Origin of the sequence: Enterobacter cloacae complex sp. ECL411 (assembly GCF_021869665.1) — a bacterium.
In the GTDB taxonomy this organism is placed as follows: Bacteria; Pseudomonadota; Gammaproteobacteria; order Enterobacterales; family Enterobacteriaceae; genus Enterobacter; species Enterobacter intestinihominis.
Window position 1 is genome coordinate 575,437 of the sequence record NZ_CP091486.1, and the last position, 16,811, is coordinate 592,247.

At 60.1% G+C, this 16,811-nt stretch carries 15 protein-coding genes; 9 read left to right on the plus strand and 6 right to left on the minus strand.

Annotated elements, in window-relative coordinates:
- Nucleotides 1-4 precede the first annotated feature (4 nt).
- Genes L3069_RS02790 through L3069_RS02805 form a run of 4 tightly spaced genes read right to left on the minus strand, consistent with a single transcriptional unit; the run spans nucleotide 5 to nucleotide 4,751 of the window.
- Nucleotides 5-826, minus strand: a complete 822-nt coding sequence (locus L3069_RS02790) for an alpha/beta fold hydrolase (RefSeq protein WP_038415217.1) — start codon at nucleotides 824-826, stop codon at nucleotides 5-7.
- 30 nt (nucleotides 827-856) lie between these two features.
- On the minus strand, nucleotides 857-2,476 hold the full coding sequence (locus L3069_RS02795; protein ID WP_038415218.1) for an MFS transporter: 1,620 nt from the start codon (nucleotides 2,474-2,476) through the stop codon (nucleotides 857-859).
- Complete coding sequence (locus L3069_RS02800; protein ID WP_038415219.1) at nucleotides 2,473-2,880, minus strand: DoxX family protein; 408 nt, start codon at nucleotides 2,878-2,880, stop codon at nucleotides 2,473-2,475. The genes L3069_RS02795 and L3069_RS02800 overlap by 4 nt, the downstream gene beginning before the upstream one ends.
- Nucleotides 2,880-4,751, minus strand: coding sequence for an amidohydrolase (locus tag L3069_RS02805; protein ID WP_038415221.1), 1,872 nt, complete (start codon nucleotides 4,749-4,751; stop codon nucleotides 2,880-2,882). The genes L3069_RS02800 and L3069_RS02805 overlap by 1 nt, the downstream gene beginning before the upstream one ends.
- Before the next feature lie 220 nt (nucleotides 4,752-4,971).
- On the opposite strand from L3069_RS02805, the gene L3069_RS02810 reads away from it, so the two are divergent.
- The 5 genes from L3069_RS02810 (at nucleotide 4,972) to L3069_RS02830 (ending at nucleotide 12,197) form a co-directional block, all read left to right on the plus strand.
- A complete protein-coding gene (locus L3069_RS02810; protein WP_022646922.1) occupies nucleotides 4,972-5,658 on the plus strand; it encodes a hydrolase in 687 nt (228 codons plus the stop codon).
- Nucleotides 5,659-5,719: 61 nt separating this feature from the next.
- Entirely contained in the window at nucleotides 5,720-5,941 is a 222-nt protein-coding gene (locus L3069_RS02815; protein ID WP_022646923.1) for a DUF1427 family protein, read from the plus strand.
- Nucleotides 5,938-6,198: a XapX domain-containing protein gene (locus L3069_RS02820; protein WP_006810276.1), complete on the plus strand. Its 261-nt coding sequence runs from the start codon at nucleotides 5,938-5,940 to the stop codon at nucleotides 6,196-6,198. Before L3069_RS02815 ends, L3069_RS02820 begins: the two co-directional genes overlap by 4 nt.
- A gap of 23 nt (nucleotides 6,199-6,221) precedes the next feature.
- The gene (locus L3069_RS02825; RefSeq protein ID WP_006810275.1) at nucleotides 6,222-6,602 is read left to right on the plus strand and encodes a response regulator transcription factor; all 381 of its coding nucleotides are present in this window, start codon (nucleotides 6,222-6,224) and stop codon (nucleotides 6,600-6,602) included.
- Nucleotides 6,603-6,611: 9 nt separating this feature from the next.
- Entirely contained in the window at nucleotides 6,612-12,197 is a 5,586-nt protein-coding gene (locus L3069_RS02830) for an ATP-binding sensor histidine kinase (protein WP_038415223.1), read from the plus strand.
- Between the two features lie 3 nt (nucleotides 12,198-12,200).
- On the opposite strand, the gene L3069_RS02835 is transcribed toward L3069_RS02830, so the two are convergent.
- Nucleotides 12,201-12,818, minus strand: a complete 618-nt coding sequence (locus tag L3069_RS02835; RefSeq protein ID WP_022646926.1) for a response regulator transcription factor — start codon at nucleotides 12,816-12,818, stop codon at nucleotides 12,201-12,203.
- 318 nt (nucleotides 12,819-13,136) lie between these two features.
- Here L3069_RS02835 and L3069_RS02840 point away from each other — a divergent pair, with 318 nt between their 5' ends.
- Nucleotides 13,137-13,742: an ATP-dependent Clp protease proteolytic subunit gene (locus L3069_RS02840; RefSeq protein ID WP_022646928.1), complete on the plus strand. Its 606-nt coding sequence runs from the start codon at nucleotides 13,137-13,139 to the stop codon at nucleotides 13,740-13,742.
- Nucleotides 13,743-13,876: 134 nt separating this feature from the next.
- Nucleotides 13,877-14,983 (plus strand): cupin domain-containing protein, encoded by a 1,107-nt coding sequence (locus L3069_RS02845; RefSeq protein ID WP_038415225.1) that lies wholly within the window; start codon nucleotides 13,877-13,879, stop codon nucleotides 14,981-14,983.
- 53 nt (nucleotides 14,984-15,036) lie between these two features.
- Here L3069_RS02845 and L3069_RS02850 read toward each other — a convergent pair whose 3' ends face one another.
- The gene (locus L3069_RS02850; protein ID WP_010427252.1) at nucleotides 15,037-15,222 is read right to left on the minus strand and encodes a hypothetical protein; all 186 of its coding nucleotides are present in this window, start codon (nucleotides 15,220-15,222) and stop codon (nucleotides 15,037-15,039) included.
- A gap of 219 nt (nucleotides 15,223-15,441) precedes the next feature.
- Between L3069_RS02850 and L3069_RS02855 the strand changes: the two genes are divergently transcribed.
- The gene (locus L3069_RS02855; protein ID WP_003863067.1) at nucleotides 15,442-15,675 is read left to right on the plus strand and encodes a DUF2171 domain-containing protein; all 234 of its coding nucleotides are present in this window, start codon (nucleotides 15,442-15,444) and stop codon (nucleotides 15,673-15,675) included.
- Nucleotides 15,676-15,813: 138 nt separating this feature from the next.
- On the plus strand, nucleotides 15,814-16,767 hold the full coding sequence (locus L3069_RS02860) for an AraC family transcriptional regulator (RefSeq protein ID WP_022646930.1): 954 nt from the start codon (nucleotides 15,814-15,816) through the stop codon (nucleotides 16,765-16,767).
- Nucleotides 16,768-16,811 lie beyond the last annotated feature (44 nt).

The window sequence follows — 16,811 nt, forward strand, 5'->3', positions numbered from 1 at the left end:
AGACTTACAGCGACTTCACAAACGCCAGCAGATCTTCGTTGAGCTGATCCTGGTGGGTCAGCGCGAAGCCGTGCGGCGCGTTGTCGTACACCTTCAGCGTGGCGTTTTTGATCATCTCCGCCGCCAGCTTGCCGGTGCTTTCAAACGGCACGATCTGGTCGTTGCTGCCGTGGATCACCAGCGTCGGCACGTCGATTTTCGCCATATCCGGACGGAAGTCGGTTTCGGCGAAGGCGGTCACGCAATCGATGGTGCCCTTCAGGGACGCCAGCAGGGCGATGTTCAGCGTCTGCGTCAGGGCACCCGCGGAAACGGTCTGCCCGGCGTTGGTGCCGTAGAACGGGGTGGCGAAGTCGCTGATGAACTGGGCGCGATCTTTACGCAGTCCGTCACGGATGCCGTCGAACACGCTCTGATCCACACCCTGCGGGAAGGTATCCGATTTACCGAAGATTGGAGTGACCGCGCCCAGCAGCGCCAGACCAGCCACGCGTTCGCTGCCGTAGTTGTTGATGTAGCGGGTCACGTCGCCACCGCCCATGGAGAAGCCCACCAGCGTTACGTCGCGCAGATCCAGGGTAGTAATCAGGTCGTTAATGTCGGACGCAAAGGTGTCGTAGTCATAGCCGTTCCACGGCTGATCCGAACGCCCAAAGCCGCGACGGTCAAAGGCGATGGCGCGGAAGCCGCGCTCGGCCAGGTAGTTCAGCTGGCTGTCCCACATGTCGCCGTCCAGCGGCCAGCCGTGGCTGAAGAGGATCGGTTTGCCCGCGCCGCAGTCTTTGTAGTAAATCTGCGTGCCGTCTTTTGCCTTAAACAGTGCCATAGTGTGTTCCTGTGCAGGTGATCGTTATGGTTATACCGGCGCGACCAGATAGCGAATTGCCGGTGATGTTGTGCCCTGATGAAAAGCCAGAACGCGGCTCTGCAACAGGAGGTCATTCATGGTGTGGCGTTCCTGCTGGCGCAAATGCTCAATCCAGGAACCCATCAGGAAGGTCTCGATAAACAGCCCTGGACGTTCGATATCCTCGTACACCGCCCAGCTCATCGCTCCGGCGCGGCGGCGCACCCGGCGTAGCTCGTGCACGGCCTGCAAAAACGCTTTCGCGTTCTGTGGGTCGATGATGTACTCGTGCGACACCAGCACCGGGCCGCGCTCGTTCGGGAGTTCAATCTCCACGCCGTCCAGCGGCTGCCCGCTCAGGTCGAGATTTAAATTCGGATCTTTCTCCAGCTTCCAGCGGAACGCCGTCGCGCTTGCCAGCACCATCCCCAGCGTGGCAACCACCAGCGAGGTCGGGGTGCCGAACTGCGAGGCGATCTGCCCCCAGACGGCGCTGCCTGCGGTCATCGAGCCGAAGAACACCGTCAGATACACAGCCAGCGCCCGGGCTTTTACCCAGCGGGCGGCGCTGCGCTGTGCGCCAAGGTTGAGGGTGGAGAGCACCGCAATCCACGCGAAGCCGGTAAAAAACTCAAACAGGTTCAGCAGCCAGACGTGGCGCACGAACGCCAGCGCCAGCATGGTGAGGGCAAACGTCAGGCTGGCGGCCACCATCAGCCGATCGGCATTCAGCCGCTGGCGCAGGCGCGGCAGCAGGATCGCCCCGGCAATCGCCCCCAGGCCGATACACGCCAGCATCACGCCGTAGCCCGCCGGGCCTAAGCCCAGCTCGCGGCGCGCCACCAGTGGCAGTAACGCCCAGCCCGCGCTGCCGAAAACGAAGAACGCCACGGTACGCACCAGCACGTTGCGCAGCACCGGGGCGGCGTGCACGTAGCGAATGCCGGACCGCACCGCCGAGAAGAAGTGCTCCGGCGGCAGCCGCTGCACGGAAGGCGCCGGACGCCAGCGCCACAGCACCCACGCCACGCCGACCACGGATAGCGCGTTAAGCGCAAACACCATCCACGGCCCGGCCAGCGACAGCAGGAAACCGCCCAGCGCCGGGCCAATCGCCCGGCTGATGTTGACCCCGAGCGAGTTAAGCGCCACGGCGGAACCCAGCTCGGGCTTGCTCACCAGATCGGGCACCACCGCCTGGAACGGCGGCGAACTCATGGCCGCGCCCACGCTCAGCAGAAACGTTGCCGCCAGCAGAACGGTGGGGGTGACGTGTCCGGTAAAAGAGAGCAGCGTCAGCCCGGCAGCGGCGATGAATACCCATAGCTGGGAGAAGAGCAGGTATTTTCGTCGGTCAACGATGTCCGCCATCACCCCGGACGGCAGGGCGAAGAGGAACATTGGCAGGCTGCTGGCCGCCTGCACCAGCGCGATATCCAGCGGATCGGCGCTGAGCGTCAGCATGCTCCAGTTGATGCCGACGTCGCTCATCCATGAGCCGACGTTAGAGACCACCGTGGCGATCCACAGCATGCGGAACACCGGCTGGCTCAGCGGCTGCCAGGGCGAAGCCGCCGATGCGGGCGTCGTCTCGACGTGTGCGTCGCGAACGTCGTTAACCTGGGTCATGCGAACCTCTCCGTCGTCTTACGCTGCAGCCGCCACTGGCCCGGTCCGGTGAGGGCGAGGGTGGTGAAGATAATCAGCAGCAGCCAGCCAAACTGCCCTTCGGCAATCGACCAGTTCGGGTGGACCGCCAGCATCGCCACCAGCAGCACGGCGATAATCGGCAGGCACGCCAGGCGGGTGTAAACCCCTGCAATGATAAACAGCGGGCAGATGACCTCGGCGACGATCGCCGGGATCAGGCTCGCGTAAGGTCCGAAACCAAACGGATCTTCGATGCGCGTCAGCTCTTCGCTGAAGTGGAGCACCTTAGGCAGGCCATGCACGTAAAGCAGCAGCAGGCTGCCGGTCAGGCGCAGGAAAAACAGCCCCGGATCGATCCGGGGTGAAGCGTCATTTTGTTTCATCAGAATGCAAAGCAGCTGCAGCCCAGCGCCCCCCAGAAAGCGTTATCGTCGGACACCGGCATCTCTGACGTGCGGGCGAAATCATGCTGGTGGCTATGAACCCCGCACGGGCCGCTGCAGTGGTGGACGGCGCTCATGCCGACGCGTGCGGCCTGCGGCGGCGCGCTGCGGTAGTGGCCCGGCACCTTTACCACCGGGGACCACTCGGGCAGGACCGGAATGGCGGGCGGTGCGAGCGGGCCAAAGCTGCCAGCGGCGTAGACGATATCGCCGTTGACCACGGTGAGGACGGACTCGATGCCCTTGATCTCCTCTTCCGGCACACGGAAGTAATCTTTGCTGAGCACCGCCAGATCCGCGAGCAGGCCCGTTTTGATCTGCCCCTTCTGGTTCTGCTCGCTGGAGAACCACGCGCTGCCCTGGGTCCAGAGCATCAGGGCGGTATCGCGATCCAGACGGGCGCTGTGATCGTACATCTGCATCCCGCCAACGGTGCGGCCGGAGACCAGCCAGTAGAGCGCGGTCCACGGGTTATAGCTCGCCACGCGGGTGGCGTCGGTGCCTAAGCCCACCGGCACGCCGGTCTCCAGCATTTTCGCCACCGGCGGCGTGTGGCGGGTGGCTTCGATGCCGTAGCGCTCGGCGAAGTATTCCCCCTGGAAGGCCATGCGGTGCTGCACGGCAATGCCGCCGCCCAGTTCTTTGATGCGGTCGATGTTGGCCTGTGACACGGTTTCGGCGTGGTCGAAGAACCAGTGCAGCCCGTTGAACGGAATGTCGCGGTTCACCTTCTCGAACACATCCAGCATGCGGCTGATGGATTCGTTATAGGTGGCGTGCAGGCGGAACGGCCAGCGGTGTTCGACCAGATGGCGCACCACGCGCTCCAGCTCGTCCTCCATGCCCGGCGCGAGATCCGGGCGCGGCTCGAGGAAGTCTTCAAAATCGGCGGCGGAGAAGACCAGCATCTCGCCCGCGCCGTTGTGGCGGAAGAAGTCGCTGCCCTGGCCCGGCGTGAGCATGTCGGTCCATTTTTCAAAGTCTTCCAGCTCGTGGCCCGGACGCTGGGTAAACAGGTTGTAGGCGATGCGGATGGTCATCTGCTTTTTCTCGTGCAGCTCGGCAATTACCTCGTAATCTTCCGGGTAGTTCTGGAAGCCGCCGCCCGCGTCGATGGCACTGGTCAGCCCCAGGCGGTTCAGCTCGCGCATGAACTGGCGCGTGGAGTTGACCTGCTGCTCCAGTGGTAGCTTCGGCCCTTTGGCGAGGGTTGAGTACAGGATCATGGCGTTAGGACGGGCGATCAGCATCCCGGTCGGGTTGCCGTTGGCGTCGCGCTGGATCTCGCCGCCCGGCGGGTTCGGCGTGTCCCTGGTGTAGCCGACCACCTCCAGCGCGGCGCGGTTGAGCAGGGCGCGGTCGTACAGGTGCAGGATGAAAACCGGCGTATCCGGCGCGGCGTCGTTGATCTCGTCTAAAGTTGGCATACGGCGCTCGGCAAACTGGAACTCGCTCCAGCCCCCCACCACGCGCACCCACTGGGGCGACGGCGTGCGCAGGGCCTGCTCTTTCAGCATGCGCAGGGCATCTGCCAGGGACGGTACGCCTTCCCAGCGCAGCTCGAGGTTGTAGTTCAGCCCGCCGCGGATCAGGTGCAGGTGCGAGTCGTTCAGGCCGGGGATGGCGGTGTGGCCTTTTAAGTCGACCATCTTAGTGCCGTCGCAGTGGTGTTGCATCACCTCGGCGACGGTGCCCACTTCCAGGAATTTCCCGTCGCGCACGGCAACGGCTTCCGCGAGAGGGTTCTCGCGATCGACGGTGTGAAACTGGCCGTTAACCAGAATGAGATCGGCTTTACCGAGGGTAACCATAACTGCTCCAGACTGAGAGGGGAATGGTCAGGATTATGGGAACCGGTTTCGGGAAAGATCCAGTTATACAATAGGATAGGTATACCAAAGTATAACTATACCTAAGGTTAACTATACGAAGAGATAACTACGCGCCAGCGGCGTGGGTCATAGGATGAATGCGATTTTATCGGCGTGCTGTTCGCGGCGATTTTAACCTTTAACCTCACTGGATAATCTTATGACCACTACAAAGCTCGAAGTCTTAACCCCAGCCAACTGTCAGATCATCTTCATCGACCACCAGCCGCAGATGGCGTTTGGCGTGCAGTCTATTGACCGCCAGGTGCTGAAAAACAACACCGTGGCGCTGGCGAAAGCGGCAAAAGTGTTCAACATCCCGACCATCATCACCACCGTTGAAACCGAAAGCTTCTCCGGTAACACCTATCCGGAGCTGCTGGACGTGTTCCCGGGTCAGGACATTCTGGAGCGTACCTCCATGAACTCCTGGGACGACCAGAAGGTGCGCGACGCGCTGAAGGCTAACGGCAAGAAGAAGGTGGTTGTCGCGGGCCTGTGGACCGAAGTGTGCAACAACAGCTTTGCCCTGTGCGCGATGCTGGAAGGGGACTACGAAATTTATATGGTGGCGGACGCGTCCGGCGGCACCTCCAAAGAAGCCCACGACTTCGCGATGCAGCGCATGATCCAGGCGGGCGTGATCCCGGTGACCTGGCAGCAGGTGATGCTGGAGTGGCAGCGTGACTGGGCGCATAAAGAGACCTACACCGCGGTGATGGATATCGTGCGCGAGCACTCCGGCGCGTACGGCATGGGCGTGGATTACGCCTACACCATGGTGCACAAAGCGCCGTCTCGCCAGAAGAGCGAGCACCGTACCTTAGCGCCGGTTCCGGCACGCTAAATCCCGGCGGCGGGCTGGTCCCTCATCCGGCTCGCCACTGCCTTTTTCTCTGGAGTTCACAATGAGTACAGGGTTGATATCCCTCGCGGCAGGCGTGCTGATTGGCCTGATGTATGCCGTGCTGAAGGTGCGTTCCCCCGCGCCGCCCGCGCTGGCGCTGATTGGCCTGCTGGGCATGCTGGCAGGGGAACAGGCGATGCGTCATCTTTTATCCCGCGATAATCCCGCTGGCGTGCAGGTGACGGTTCCCCACGTTCAGCACCTGACCGGAGCGTCATCATGAAGGCCTGGATTATTTCGCTGGTGTGCGGGGTCGCGGCTGGGGTAATTTACGCCCTGCTCGACGTGCATTCCCCGGCGCCGCCGGTCGTCGCGCTGCTTGGCCTGTTCGGCATGCTGGTGGGTGAACAACTGATCCCCATCGGACGGCGTCTGGTGAGCCGCGAACCGCTGACCCTGGCCTGGTTTCGTCATGAATGCGTACCGAAAATCAGCGGTACCGCGCCCCCAGCGCCCGCGAAGGAAAGCCGCGACGCGTAACGAATTGTTTGAGGAAAGACAGCATGACGCTGCCGTGGCGCATTGCCATCATTGATGACGAACGCTCTGTTCGCAGCGGGCTCAGTAACCTGCTGCAATCGGAAGGGTATGCTACCGATACCTTCGATTCGGCAGAGGTGTTTTTGAGCCACCCTCTCGCCCTGTCCGGCGCGTCGCTGGTGATCACCGACATCAAGCTGCGCGGCATGAACGGGATCGAGCTGTTTGAGAAGCTGCGGTTGCTGGCCACGCCGCCGCCGCCAATACTGTTTATCTCCGGCCATGCGGATGAAAATATGCAGCGGTATGCACTCAGCCTGGGCGCCGCTGCATTTTTGCGTAAGCCGATTAACATCGATATTCTGCTGGATCATATTCAGCGGGAGCTGACCCGCCGACAATAAGGATCGCGGATGAACGAACAAACGTCGCCTGCATTTTGGCCCGCCCGGGGAAGTCTCCATGAAGGGCGGGCTTTTGTTCTGAAAGAGGATGTTATTTTTACCGTGCTGGCGCAGGAGGGCGGCATCTCCTGGATGAACGGGCGGCATCCCCAGTCAGGCGGTTCGTTTATTATTGCCACCGCGGTCAGCGATGAAGAAGAGGAGCGGGCAACGCGGCTGCTTAAAAACGAGTTTGCCCTGCGCGATCGACTTCATGACGGCTGGGCTATCCGGCCCGTCGCTTCAACCCAGTACCGCGGACGTTTTGCGCTGGTCTACGCGCCGTTCTGCTTTGAACTGCTGGCGTGCCGGGCAGGTAAGGCGATTTCCGGGATCGCCCGCTTTATCGAGATGGCGATCCGCATCTGCGGTCCCCTGCGCCAGATGCATCTGCACAACCTGATCCACGGCGATATCAAACCCGGGTCGATCTTCGTTCATCACGACGCCACCAGCCGTCTGTGCAGCTTTGGTCTTTCCTGCGCCACCTCCGACGCATTCTCCCAGTCCCGGCTTGCCGCGTCTGGCGGCACGCCCGCCTACATGTCACCGGAACACACCACGCGTACCCGGCGCGCCGTCGACAGCAGGAGCGATCTCTACAGTCTGGGTATCGTGCTTTATGAACTTCTGACCGGGCGATTGCCGTTTGAACTGAGCGCTGATGACCAGACTAACTGGGCGCATTACCACATTGCCTCTGAGCCGCTTGCGCCGGGCCGGGTGCGTCCGGACGTACCCGGCATGCTGTCGACCATTATCCTTAAGCTGCTGGAGAAGAATCCGGAGAATCGCTATCAGACCGTCGACGGGCTGATTGCCGACCTCAGGCGCTGCCAGGCGACGCTGACCGCCGAAGGTGAGATCGTCGACTTTATTCCCGGCAAGCAGGATCGCTCTCCGGCGATCCATCTTGCCGATTCGCTTTTCTCTGCGCATCCGCAGGCCAGCGACGTCATCGCCGCGTTTGAGCGGGTCAGCCAGAGCGGTGCGCCGGAACTGGTGACGATTGGCGGTCCGTCGGGGATCGGCAAATCTTCCGTGATCGCCACCACGCTGAAATCGCTGCAACAGCGCAAGGTGCTGCTGGCGGTGGGCAAGGTCGATCAATACTCTCCCACGCTGCCCTACGGCGTGCTGAGTTCGGCGTTTCGGACGCTCACGCTGCACCTGCTCGGGCTGCCAGCCGGGGAGGTGGCGACGTGGAAAATCCGCCTGTCGCGCGCGCTGGAAGGCTTCGAGGAGCTGGCTGTCAGCCTGGTGCCGGAGCTGAATTTATTTCTTGAGAACAAACCGCGTTTCTCTGCGGATACATTTTCCATCGACGCGCGGGCGCGCTTCAGCCATATGGTGCTGGCGCTGGTGAAAACCTTCGCCACCCAGGGCGCGCCGCTGGTGCTGCTGCTGGATGATGTGCAGTGGATCGACGCCGCCAGCCTGCAAACGCTCGATCACCTGCTGCGCGCCTGCGGCGCCATCCCGCTGCTGGTGGTGGTGGCGCACCGCGATCTCAGTTCGCTTTCTGATCCCAGCTTGCAGACCGCGCTGGCGAGCCTGCCGGAGGCGGCGCAGCATGCCATGACGATCGTGCCGCAGCCGCTGTCGGTGAAGGCCGTGGCACGCTGGCTCGGGGGGATTTTTCATGCCCGCAGTACCGGCACCTCCGATCTTGCCACGCTGATCCATGAAAAAACCGGCGGCAACCCGCTGTTCGTTCAGGAATTTTTCCGCCGCATCGTCGATGACGGACTGGTGGTGCACAACAAATATCAGGGGAAATGGCATTACGATCTCCAGGCCATCCGCGCCCGGCATTACACCGAGAACGTGGTGACGCTGGTGCTTGAACAGCTCAAGGAGATGCCCGACGAGACGCGCCGCCTGCTGGGCAGCATCGCCTGCCTCGGCTGCACGGGCGAGCTGGAGATGCTGTGCCGCGTGGTGGGGCAGTCGGCGGCGGAAATCCGCTACGCCCTTCATCCGGCGGTTACCGCTCAGCTGATTGTGCTGACGGAGAAAGAGTACGCTTTTACCCACGATCGGGTGCAGGAAGCCGCCTTTGCCCTGCTGGATGAGGGCGAGAAAAGCCATCTGCACCTGACCACCGCCAGCCTGCTGGCGGATGCCGCGCGGCAGACGGCGGGTAACGAACTACTGTTCCGCGCGGTTCACCACGTCAGCGCCGCGCTGGACTGCATCCAGCCTGCGCCGCAGCGCCAGAGATTCCGTGAGCTGAGCCTCCAGGCCGCGCGGCGTGCGAAGCGTACCGGCGATTACCTTTCCGCCTTAAGTTACATCCAGACCGCCAGAGCGCTGGGGAACGCGGGTCCGGTCTCGGACTTTATGCTGGATATCGAAGAGGCGGGCTGTGAGTTCGCGCTCGGGCACCTGGAGCGCACGCGCGCGCTGTGCGATACGATCCTCGGCTCACCGGGCGGGCTGACGGAGAAAGCGCTGGCCGCTAACCTGCTGGCGGAAGTCTATATGCGGCAGTCGGAGATCCGCCTGGCGCTGGAGGCGTCGTTATGCTGGCTGGGCGTGTTCGGGATCCAGATCAGCCGCTACCCGGAAAATGCCGAATGTGACGAGGCCTGGCAGCAGTTCTGTCAACGCACCGCCGACGCGCCGCAGAACCCGTTTACTCAGCTTAAGCTGATGGAGAGCGCGGAGACCGAAGCGGTAATGAACCTGCTTTACAGCGCCAGTATTTTCGCCAGCTTTACCTGCCCGCGCCTGCACTTTTTACTCCTGTGCCGGATGATGCACCTCACGCTCGATCGCGGCATAACCGGCGCATCCACCACGGCGATGGCCTGGTTTGGCGTGCTGATTGGCCACCGCTATGCCGAATACCGTCTCGGGTTTGAGTACGGCACGCTGGCTCGCGAGCTGGTGAACCGCCACGGCTATGATGCCTATGAAGCTAAAACTCTGCTGCCGCTCGACCAGCTCAGCGTCTGGACCCAGCCGCTGTCGTACACTATCGAGTGCGCCAAGGCCTGCTTTACCTCGGCGGTGACCCACGGCGACATGACGATGGCCTGCTTCGCGGCTTGTCATCAGATCATTAACTTCCTCTCCCGGGGCGATCATCTGGACGGCGTGTTGACCAGCATCGATCGCGGTCTGGCTTTTGTGCGTAAAACGGATTATCAGGACATTGAAACCGTTCTGCACATTCAGCGCCGCTACGTGGAGTTTTTACGCACGCCGGTGACGGGCACATGGAGCGCCGCCCAGGCGCTGCCTGACGATCTGCTGCCCGCACCGCCGGAGCAGGCGCCCGAGCAGACCTCGACCATGCTGTTCTGGTACTGGCTCTATCGCGGGATGGCGCACTTTACCTGCGGCGAATACGCCGACGCGCAGGCGGATTTAGAGAGGGCGGGCTGGTATGCGTGGTCCGCACCGGGCCATATCCATCTGCTGGATTACCATTTTTACAGCGCGCTGGCGCTCTCCCGCCAGCTTACGCCGGAGACCTTCTCGGCGGATTATCGCCGCAGTATTCATCACCATTACGACAAAATTGCCCTCTGGGCGCGGATCAATCCGGGCACGTTTGCCGATAAAGAGGCGCTGATTTATGCCGAAATCGTCCGTCTGGACGGCATGAACAGCATCGCGCTGGAGCAGTATGAAAAGGCGGTGCGGCTCTCGCGGGAGGGCGGGTTTAACCCGATCAATGCCCTGGCCCACGAGCTGGCAGGGCGTTTCTCGCTGGCCTGCGGCTACCCGACCGCCTCCGACGCCCATTTCCGCGGTTCGATTGCCGCCTGGGGCCGCGCCGGGGCGCAGGCCAAGGTGCGTCAGCTGGAGCAGGATTTCCCGCATCTGCTGGCCTCCGGGCAGAGCCGCGCGTACGACACCGTGGCATTTGCTCAGAACGAGGTGATCCGCGATTTACAGAGCGTCATCAAAGCCTCACGCGCCTTGTCCGAAGAAATCAACCTCGAGCGTTTAATTGAAAACCTGATGACGCTGCTGCTTGAACGGGCCGGGGCGCAGCGTGGCCTGCTGCTTCGCGTCAGCGATAATCACATCCCGGAGATCGAAGCCAGCGCCTGGACCAGCACCGACGGGGTGCGGGTTCGCATCCTGAAAGAGACACCGATGGCGACGGACATGCCGCTGTCGGTGCTGGCCGCGGTGATCCGCACCGGGCAGGAGATCCGCACCGGCAAACCGGAGGAATTTCACCCGTTCAGCCAGGATCCTTATCTGGTGACGTCCGGCGCCGCCGTGATGTGTGTCCCGATGTTCAAACAGGCGCGACTGGTGGGGGTGCTGTATCTGGAAAACCGCCTGATGCCGGAAGTGTTTACCGCCGAACATTCGCGCGTGGTCAGCCTGCTGGGCGCGCAGGCGGCGGTTTCGCTGGAGACGGCACGGCTCTACGCCGAGCTGCTGGCGGAAAACATCCACCGCCGACGGGTGGAGAAAGAGCTGCGCGCCAGCCAGACCTCGCTGATGCTGGGTGAGCAGATCAGCCATACCGGCAGCTGGCGCTGGGAGCTGGTGCAGGATCTGATGTTTATGTCCGAAGAGTACGCCCGTATTCTTGGCCTGCCGGAGCAGCAAAAGATGATCTCAATGGCGGAGTTTTTGACCTTCGTGCATGAGGATGATTATGGCCGGATCGGTAACCTCGTTAATCAGAGCGTGCGTGACGGACTGTCGATGCGCGCGGAGTTTCGCATTATCCGCACCGACGGCTCCGTTCGCTACATCCTCGGGATTGGCGATCCGGTGGGCGTGGGCAGCGAGGTGAATGAGTATTACGGCATCATTACCGACATCACCAGCCAGCGGGCGGCGGAGGATGCGATGCGGGTGGCGCAAGCGGATCTGGCGCGAGTCTCACGGGCCACCACCGTCGGGCAACTCACCTCCTCGATCGCGCACGAGATCAACCAGCCGCTGATGTCGATTGTCTCGAACGCCGGCGCGAGCCTGCGCTGGCTCAACCGCGATCCGGCGCGGCTGGACAAAGTGCGCGAGGGGCTGGAGGAGATCGCCGCCGAGGGCGAGCGGGCAGGGGAGATCATCCGCAGCATTCAATCTCTGACGCGCAAACAGGACCCCACGTTTACGCGAATCGATCTGCACTTCCTGATCCACCACATCATTATGCTCTCCCGCAGCGAACTTGAGCTGCGACACATAAGCGTTGATTATCTCCTGAACGCTGACGACAGCTTTATCATCGGCGACAGCGTGCAGATCCAGCAGGTGCTGCTTAACCTGGTGATGAATGCGATGGAAGCGATGGCGGAAGTGACGGATCGCCCGTGCAGCATCACGATCGCCACCGCGAACTGCGCCGAAGGGAAGGTGATCTTTGATATCGCCGATACCGGCAGCGGCATTGAGCCGGAGCTCACCGAGCGGATCTTTGACTCGTTCTATTCGACCAAAGCGCAGGGAATGGGGATGGGGCTGACCATCAGCGCCAGCATCATTGAACGGCACCGGGGAAAACTGAGCGCGCGCCGCAGAGAGCCGTACGGCACGGTGTTTACCTTCGCGTTGCCGCTTGCCGGACAGGAGGCGTAACGGTTATTCCGCTGGCTGATGTTTGGTCAGGCGCTCGACGGCCCTGACCAGCTCGGCCACGGAGCGGACCTGCATTTTCTCCATCACCCGGCGGCGGTGTACTTTCACCGTAATCTCACTGACGCCCAGCTCGGCGGCGATCTGCTTGTTGAGCTTGCCGCTGATGGCAAGCTCAAGCACCTCATGCTCGCGCGGCGTGAGGGACATGTGGCGCTGTTTCAGGGCGTAGTGCTCTTTGACGCGGGCGGCGTTGTGCTGTGCCAGCCTGAGCGCGGATTCGATAGAGCCAATGAGGGCGCTGGATTCAACGGGTTTAGTGAGAAATTCGTAGGCCCCGCCTTTGATCGCCCGGACGGACATAGGGATAGTGCCGTGACCAGTGAGAAAGATGATCGGTATTTCCCGCCCGTTGGCTTTCAGCGCATCTGCGACATCAAACCCGGTGATCGTGGGCATTTGCATATCGAGGATCACGCAGGAGGGCAGATCCTCAAAAGGATGGCTGAGAAAGGCTTCTGCTGAGGAAAAGCCAAGGGCGTGTATATCCGCTGATTCCAGCAGCCCAACAACGGACTGCCTGACTGCGTCATCGTCATCAACCACATAAACAATGTGTTCCATTCACCGCCCCGGTGTGATCAGTAAACCATCGAGAATAAAATGCGCCTTTTTGAACGTAAGCGACTGTTTGCTATCCTCATTCATACTAACACATTAATAATTATTATCATTCGGCAATATGAAGATGATATGAAAGTGTAATAAAAATGTGGCGAATTGGTTAGGATCGGAACGCTGTTTTTAGAGACCTTTCCGGCTGCGAAGCCAGTGCGTCACACAGGCGATATTCATCCTGAGCCACGATGTTTTGTGTGAGGACGCCGACGGGTAAAACAGGCTACACTCTGATTTTGAGCGCGACAAGCTGAGGACATAACGATGCACTACACACTGAAAAGCAGTGACGATAAAGAAAAAGCGGAAGGAACAAGCGGCGCGGGCGCTCTACAGCAAAAACTGCTGGAATCCCGTTCGATTGTCATCTCCGGTGAGATCAACCAGGAGCTGGCCCAGAAAGTCATCACTCAGATGATCCTGCTGCAAAGCGTCAGCAACGATCCGATCAAGCTGTACATCAACAGCCAGGGCGGCCACGTGGAAGCGGGCGACACCATCCACGACTTCATTAAGTTTATCCGACCGGAAGTGCACGTCATTGGAACCGGCTGGGTGGCAAGCGCCGGGATCACCATCTTCCTGGCGGCGAAAAAAGAGCACCGCTACTCGCTGCCGAATACCCGCTTTATGATCCACCAGCCGCTGGGCGGCGTGCGCGGTCAGGCAACGGATATCGAAATCGAAGCGCGCGAGATTATCCGCATGCTGGAACGCGTAAACAAACTGATTGCTGACGCCACCGGCCAGCCGCTGGAGAAAGTGAAGAAGGACACCGACCGTAACTTCTGGATGTCACCGGCGGAAGCGCTGGACTACGGCATCGTGGGCAAACTGATCACCCATTATGACGAGCTGAACCTGGATTAAGTTTTAGCCCGCGCGTGCGTCGGGTGACGGCTTCGCCTTACCCGACCTACGCGCGCTCGATTGACCCATGACAAGTTCCCCCTTGGCTGTCTCTTCTATAATCGCGCCTGTCTCCCCTCTCACTGGTGCTAACCATGGCGTATCAACTGAACCTCGACTGGCCGGAATTTCTTGAGAAATACTGGCAAAAACAACCCGTTGTGCTGAAAAATGCCTTCCCGAATTTTGTCGACCCCATTACCCCTGATGAACTGGCGGGTCTGGCGATGGAGCCGGAAGTCGACAGCCGCCTGGTAAGCCATGCTAACGGCAAGTGGCAGGCGAGCAATGGCCCGTTTGAGCATTTCGATAACCTCGGTGAAACCGGCTGGTCTCTGCTGGCGCAGGCGGTGAACCACTGGCATATGCCCGCCGCAGAGCTGGTGCGTCCGTTCCGCGTCCTGCCGGACTGGCGTCTCGATGACCTGATGATCTCCTTCTCCGTCCCGGGCGGCGGCGTTGGGCCGCATATCGATCAGTACGATGTGTTTATTATTCAGGGGATGGGTAGCCGTCGCTGGCGCGTGGGTGACAAGCTGCCGATGCGTCAGTTCTGTCCGCATCCGGCCCTGCTGCACGTCGATCCGTTTGAGCCAATCATTGACGAAGATCTGGCCCCGGGCGATATCCTCTATATTCCGCCTGGATTCCCGCATGACGGCTTCACCCATGAAACCGCGCTCAACTACTCTGTCGGTTTCCGCGGGCCGAACGGTCGCGATCTGATTAGCAGCTTTGCCGATTACGCGCTGGAAAACGATCTGGGTGGCGAGCACTACAGCGATCCGGATCTGACCTGCCGCGAACACCCGGGCCGCGTGGAGCAGTACGAGCTCGATCGCATTCGCCAGATGATGATCGACATGATTAGCAAGCCGGATGATTTTACAAAATGGTTCGGCAGCTTCGTCTCCACGCCGCGTCACGAGCTGGATATTGCCGCCGCCGAGCCGCCGTATTCCGCAGACGAGGTGCTCGACGCGCTACAAGGGGGCGAAACGCTTTCACGCCTGAGCGGGCTGCGCGTGCTGAACGTCAACGGCAGCTTCTTTATCAACAGCGAACAGCTGGAGACGGCGGATGTGAACGGGGCGGACGCGCTGTCCCGCTACACCCAGCTCGGCCAGGCCGAGCTGGGCGATGCGCTGAATAATCCGGCGTTTGTGGAAGAGTTGACCGGATTGATTAACCAGGGATACTGATACTTCGACGAGTAACAGACTGCGGCGTTTAGTCAGACTAAACGCCGCTACGTTTAAACCAGCATATTACAGGCCTTCCAGTAGTTCAGAAGCCGCTCATCGTCGCGCTCTTTTTCCGCTTTAATTTTCATCGCCTGGGCGAGATTTTCTCGCGATACCTCATGGCCTTTTTGCACGATGTCTAAGACCGCTTCACCAAGAGCCAGCGAAATTTCTGTCCGATTGTTGCGAATCGTCATAAATACCTCCTCGTTGGTTGCGATACTTTAATTATGAACGGAAAATAATCAGTCGCTAATAATTCATCTCATTCTTATTTTTTCATTTCGGCGCTAAATAGACATAATATTCGGTTCTGTCAATGATGTTTCAAAATGCTAATACGCATTTCAGGTCCGAATTTATGCGCTACAGTTAATTTCGTGCAACAGGCAAATAACCGAAACAGGAGAATTAATATGGTAGATAAAAGCGCAATTAAGGATCACACTCAGGTTGTCGCCAGCTGCGGAACGCATGTCGGGGTTGTGGACCATCTTGATGGTGAGCGTATCAAGCTTGCAAAGAGCGACCCGGAATCAGGCGGCAAGCACCACTTTATTCCTCTCGGCTGGGTCGATAAGGTCGAAGATAATAAAGTTGTCCTGACCAAAAACCATAAAGAGGTTTTTGCTGAGTGGCAGGAAGCATAAATATATTTCTCGTAAAGAAATATACGCCTTCGCTCCGGCTTCGTCCGGAGCGTAATAGTGTCTGCGCCCGGTGATTGCTGCCATGGCAAATGAATGGTACTGTTTTGCCTGTCCTTTCCCCGATGCAGGCTCCGAATTATGCTCCAGAGTGAAAATACATCAGCGAAGCGCATTTTTTTTGTTGAGGATTTTCAAATATTCGGCGAGCGCTACGGCATCGACTACCGTTTCCCGCAGCTAAAAGATGAGCAGGTCAGCGGCAGCCCCGTGTTGCAGGGGAATGTTGAAGAGATGACGCTCTCGTCCGGCATTTCACTGACCCATTCCGACGTACGTGTATTACAGCCCTATGAAACCACCTCTCGCCACAGCAGCCCGCTTTATATGCTGGTGGTGCTGGAAGGGTGCGTGACGCTCACGCTCAATGGTATCGATTATCCCGTCCGCCCGGGCATGGCGTTCAGCTCGCGTCTGAGTGAAGATCAGGTGATGAGCGCGCGTCACGATGCTGACAGCACGCTGAAAACGCTCTCGTTTGGCGTGTACCCACACGATGCCGGACGTGAAGCCCTGCTTGAGTCGCTGCTGCTGGAATGGCAAAGCCTGAATACCCCCGCGTTTGTCTGGCACGTTCCCGAGTTTGTGATGTCAGGCATTCAGCATGCACAGCGGCAGGGGGGAAGCGTGCTCTCGCGTAAGCTGTTGCTGGAGGGGCTCATGTACCAGCTGCTCGGCCACGGCCTGAACCAGTGCCAGCTGCCCTGTCCGAGCCGCCCTGAGCATGCGCGTCTGGAACGCGTCCGGTGCCTGCTGGAACAGTCTCCTGAACGTGACCATACACTCGCGCAGCTGGCAGCCCTTGCTGCCATGAGCCCAAGCAGCCTGCGCAGCAAGTTCCGTCAACGCTACGGCTGCACACTCTTCGATTATCTCCGCGACTGTCGCCTTGCGCTGGCGCGTCGCTATCTGCTGGAAGGCCATAGCGTACAGCAGGCCGCCTGGATGTGCGGGTATCAGCATGCCACCAACTTCGCCACCGCGTTTCGTCGTCATTACGGGATTTCACCGGGTGACGTGCGCAAACTACGCTAACGTAATTTTGTCCATCGCGCGAACGTATCCCGTGCGGTTTAGCA

What these genes read in the sequence shown, in the direction of transcription:
- L3069_RS02800 (WP_038415219.1), bottom strand. Translation starts at nt 2,880, where the DNA reads ATGAAACAAAATGACGCTTCACCCCGGATCGATCCGGGGCTGTTTTTC.
- L3069_RS02845 (WP_038415225.1), top strand. Translation starts at nt 13,877, where the DNA reads ATGGCGTATCAACTGAACCTCGACTGGCCGGAATTTCTTGAGAAATAC.
- L3069_RS02825 (WP_006810275.1), top strand. Translation starts at nt 6,222, where the DNA reads ATGACGCTGCCGTGGCGCATTGCCATCATTGATGACGAACGCTCTGTT.
- L3069_RS02805 (WP_038415221.1), bottom strand. Translation starts at nt 4,751, where the DNA reads ATGGTTACCCTCGGTAAAGCCGATCTCATTCTGGTTAACGGCCAGTTT.
- L3069_RS02795 (WP_038415218.1), bottom strand. Translation starts at nt 2,476, where the DNA reads ATGACCCAGGTTAACGACGTTCGCGACGCACACGTCGAGACGACGCCC.
- L3069_RS02850 (WP_010427252.1), bottom strand. Translation starts at nt 15,222, where the DNA reads ATGACGATTCGCAACAATCGGACAGAAATTTCGCTGGCTCTTGGTGAA.
- L3069_RS02830 (WP_038415223.1), top strand. Translation starts at nt 6,612, where the DNA reads ATGAACGAACAAACGTCGCCTGCATTTTGGCCCGCCCGGGGAAGTCTC.
- L3069_RS02810 (WP_022646922.1), top strand. Translation starts at nt 4,972, where the DNA reads ATGACCACTACAAAGCTCGAAGTCTTAACCCCAGCCAACTGTCAGATC.
- L3069_RS02860 (WP_022646930.1), top strand. Translation starts at nt 15,814, where the DNA reads ATGCTCCAGAGTGAAAATACATCAGCGAAGCGCATTTTTTTTGTTGAG.
- L3069_RS02815 (WP_022646923.1), top strand. Translation starts at nt 5,720, where the DNA reads ATGAGTACAGGGTTGATATCCCTCGCGGCAGGCGTGCTGATTGGCCTG.
- L3069_RS02835 (WP_022646926.1), bottom strand. Translation starts at nt 12,818, where the DNA reads ATGGAACACATTGTTTATGTGGTTGATGACGATGACGCAGTCAGGCAG.
- L3069_RS02855 (WP_003863067.1), top strand. Translation starts at nt 15,442, where the DNA reads ATGGTAGATAAAAGCGCAATTAAGGATCACACTCAGGTTGTCGCCAGC.
- L3069_RS02840 (WP_022646928.1), top strand. Translation starts at nt 13,137, where the DNA reads ATGCACTACACACTGAAAAGCAGTGACGATAAAGAAAAAGCGGAAGGA.
- L3069_RS02790 (WP_038415217.1), bottom strand. Translation starts at nt 826, where the DNA reads ATGGCACTGTTTAAGGCAAAAGACGGCACGCAGATTTACTACAAAGAC.
- L3069_RS02820 (WP_006810276.1), top strand. Translation starts at nt 5,938, where the DNA reads ATGAAGGCCTGGATTATTTCGCTGGTGTGCGGGGTCGCGGCTGGGGTA.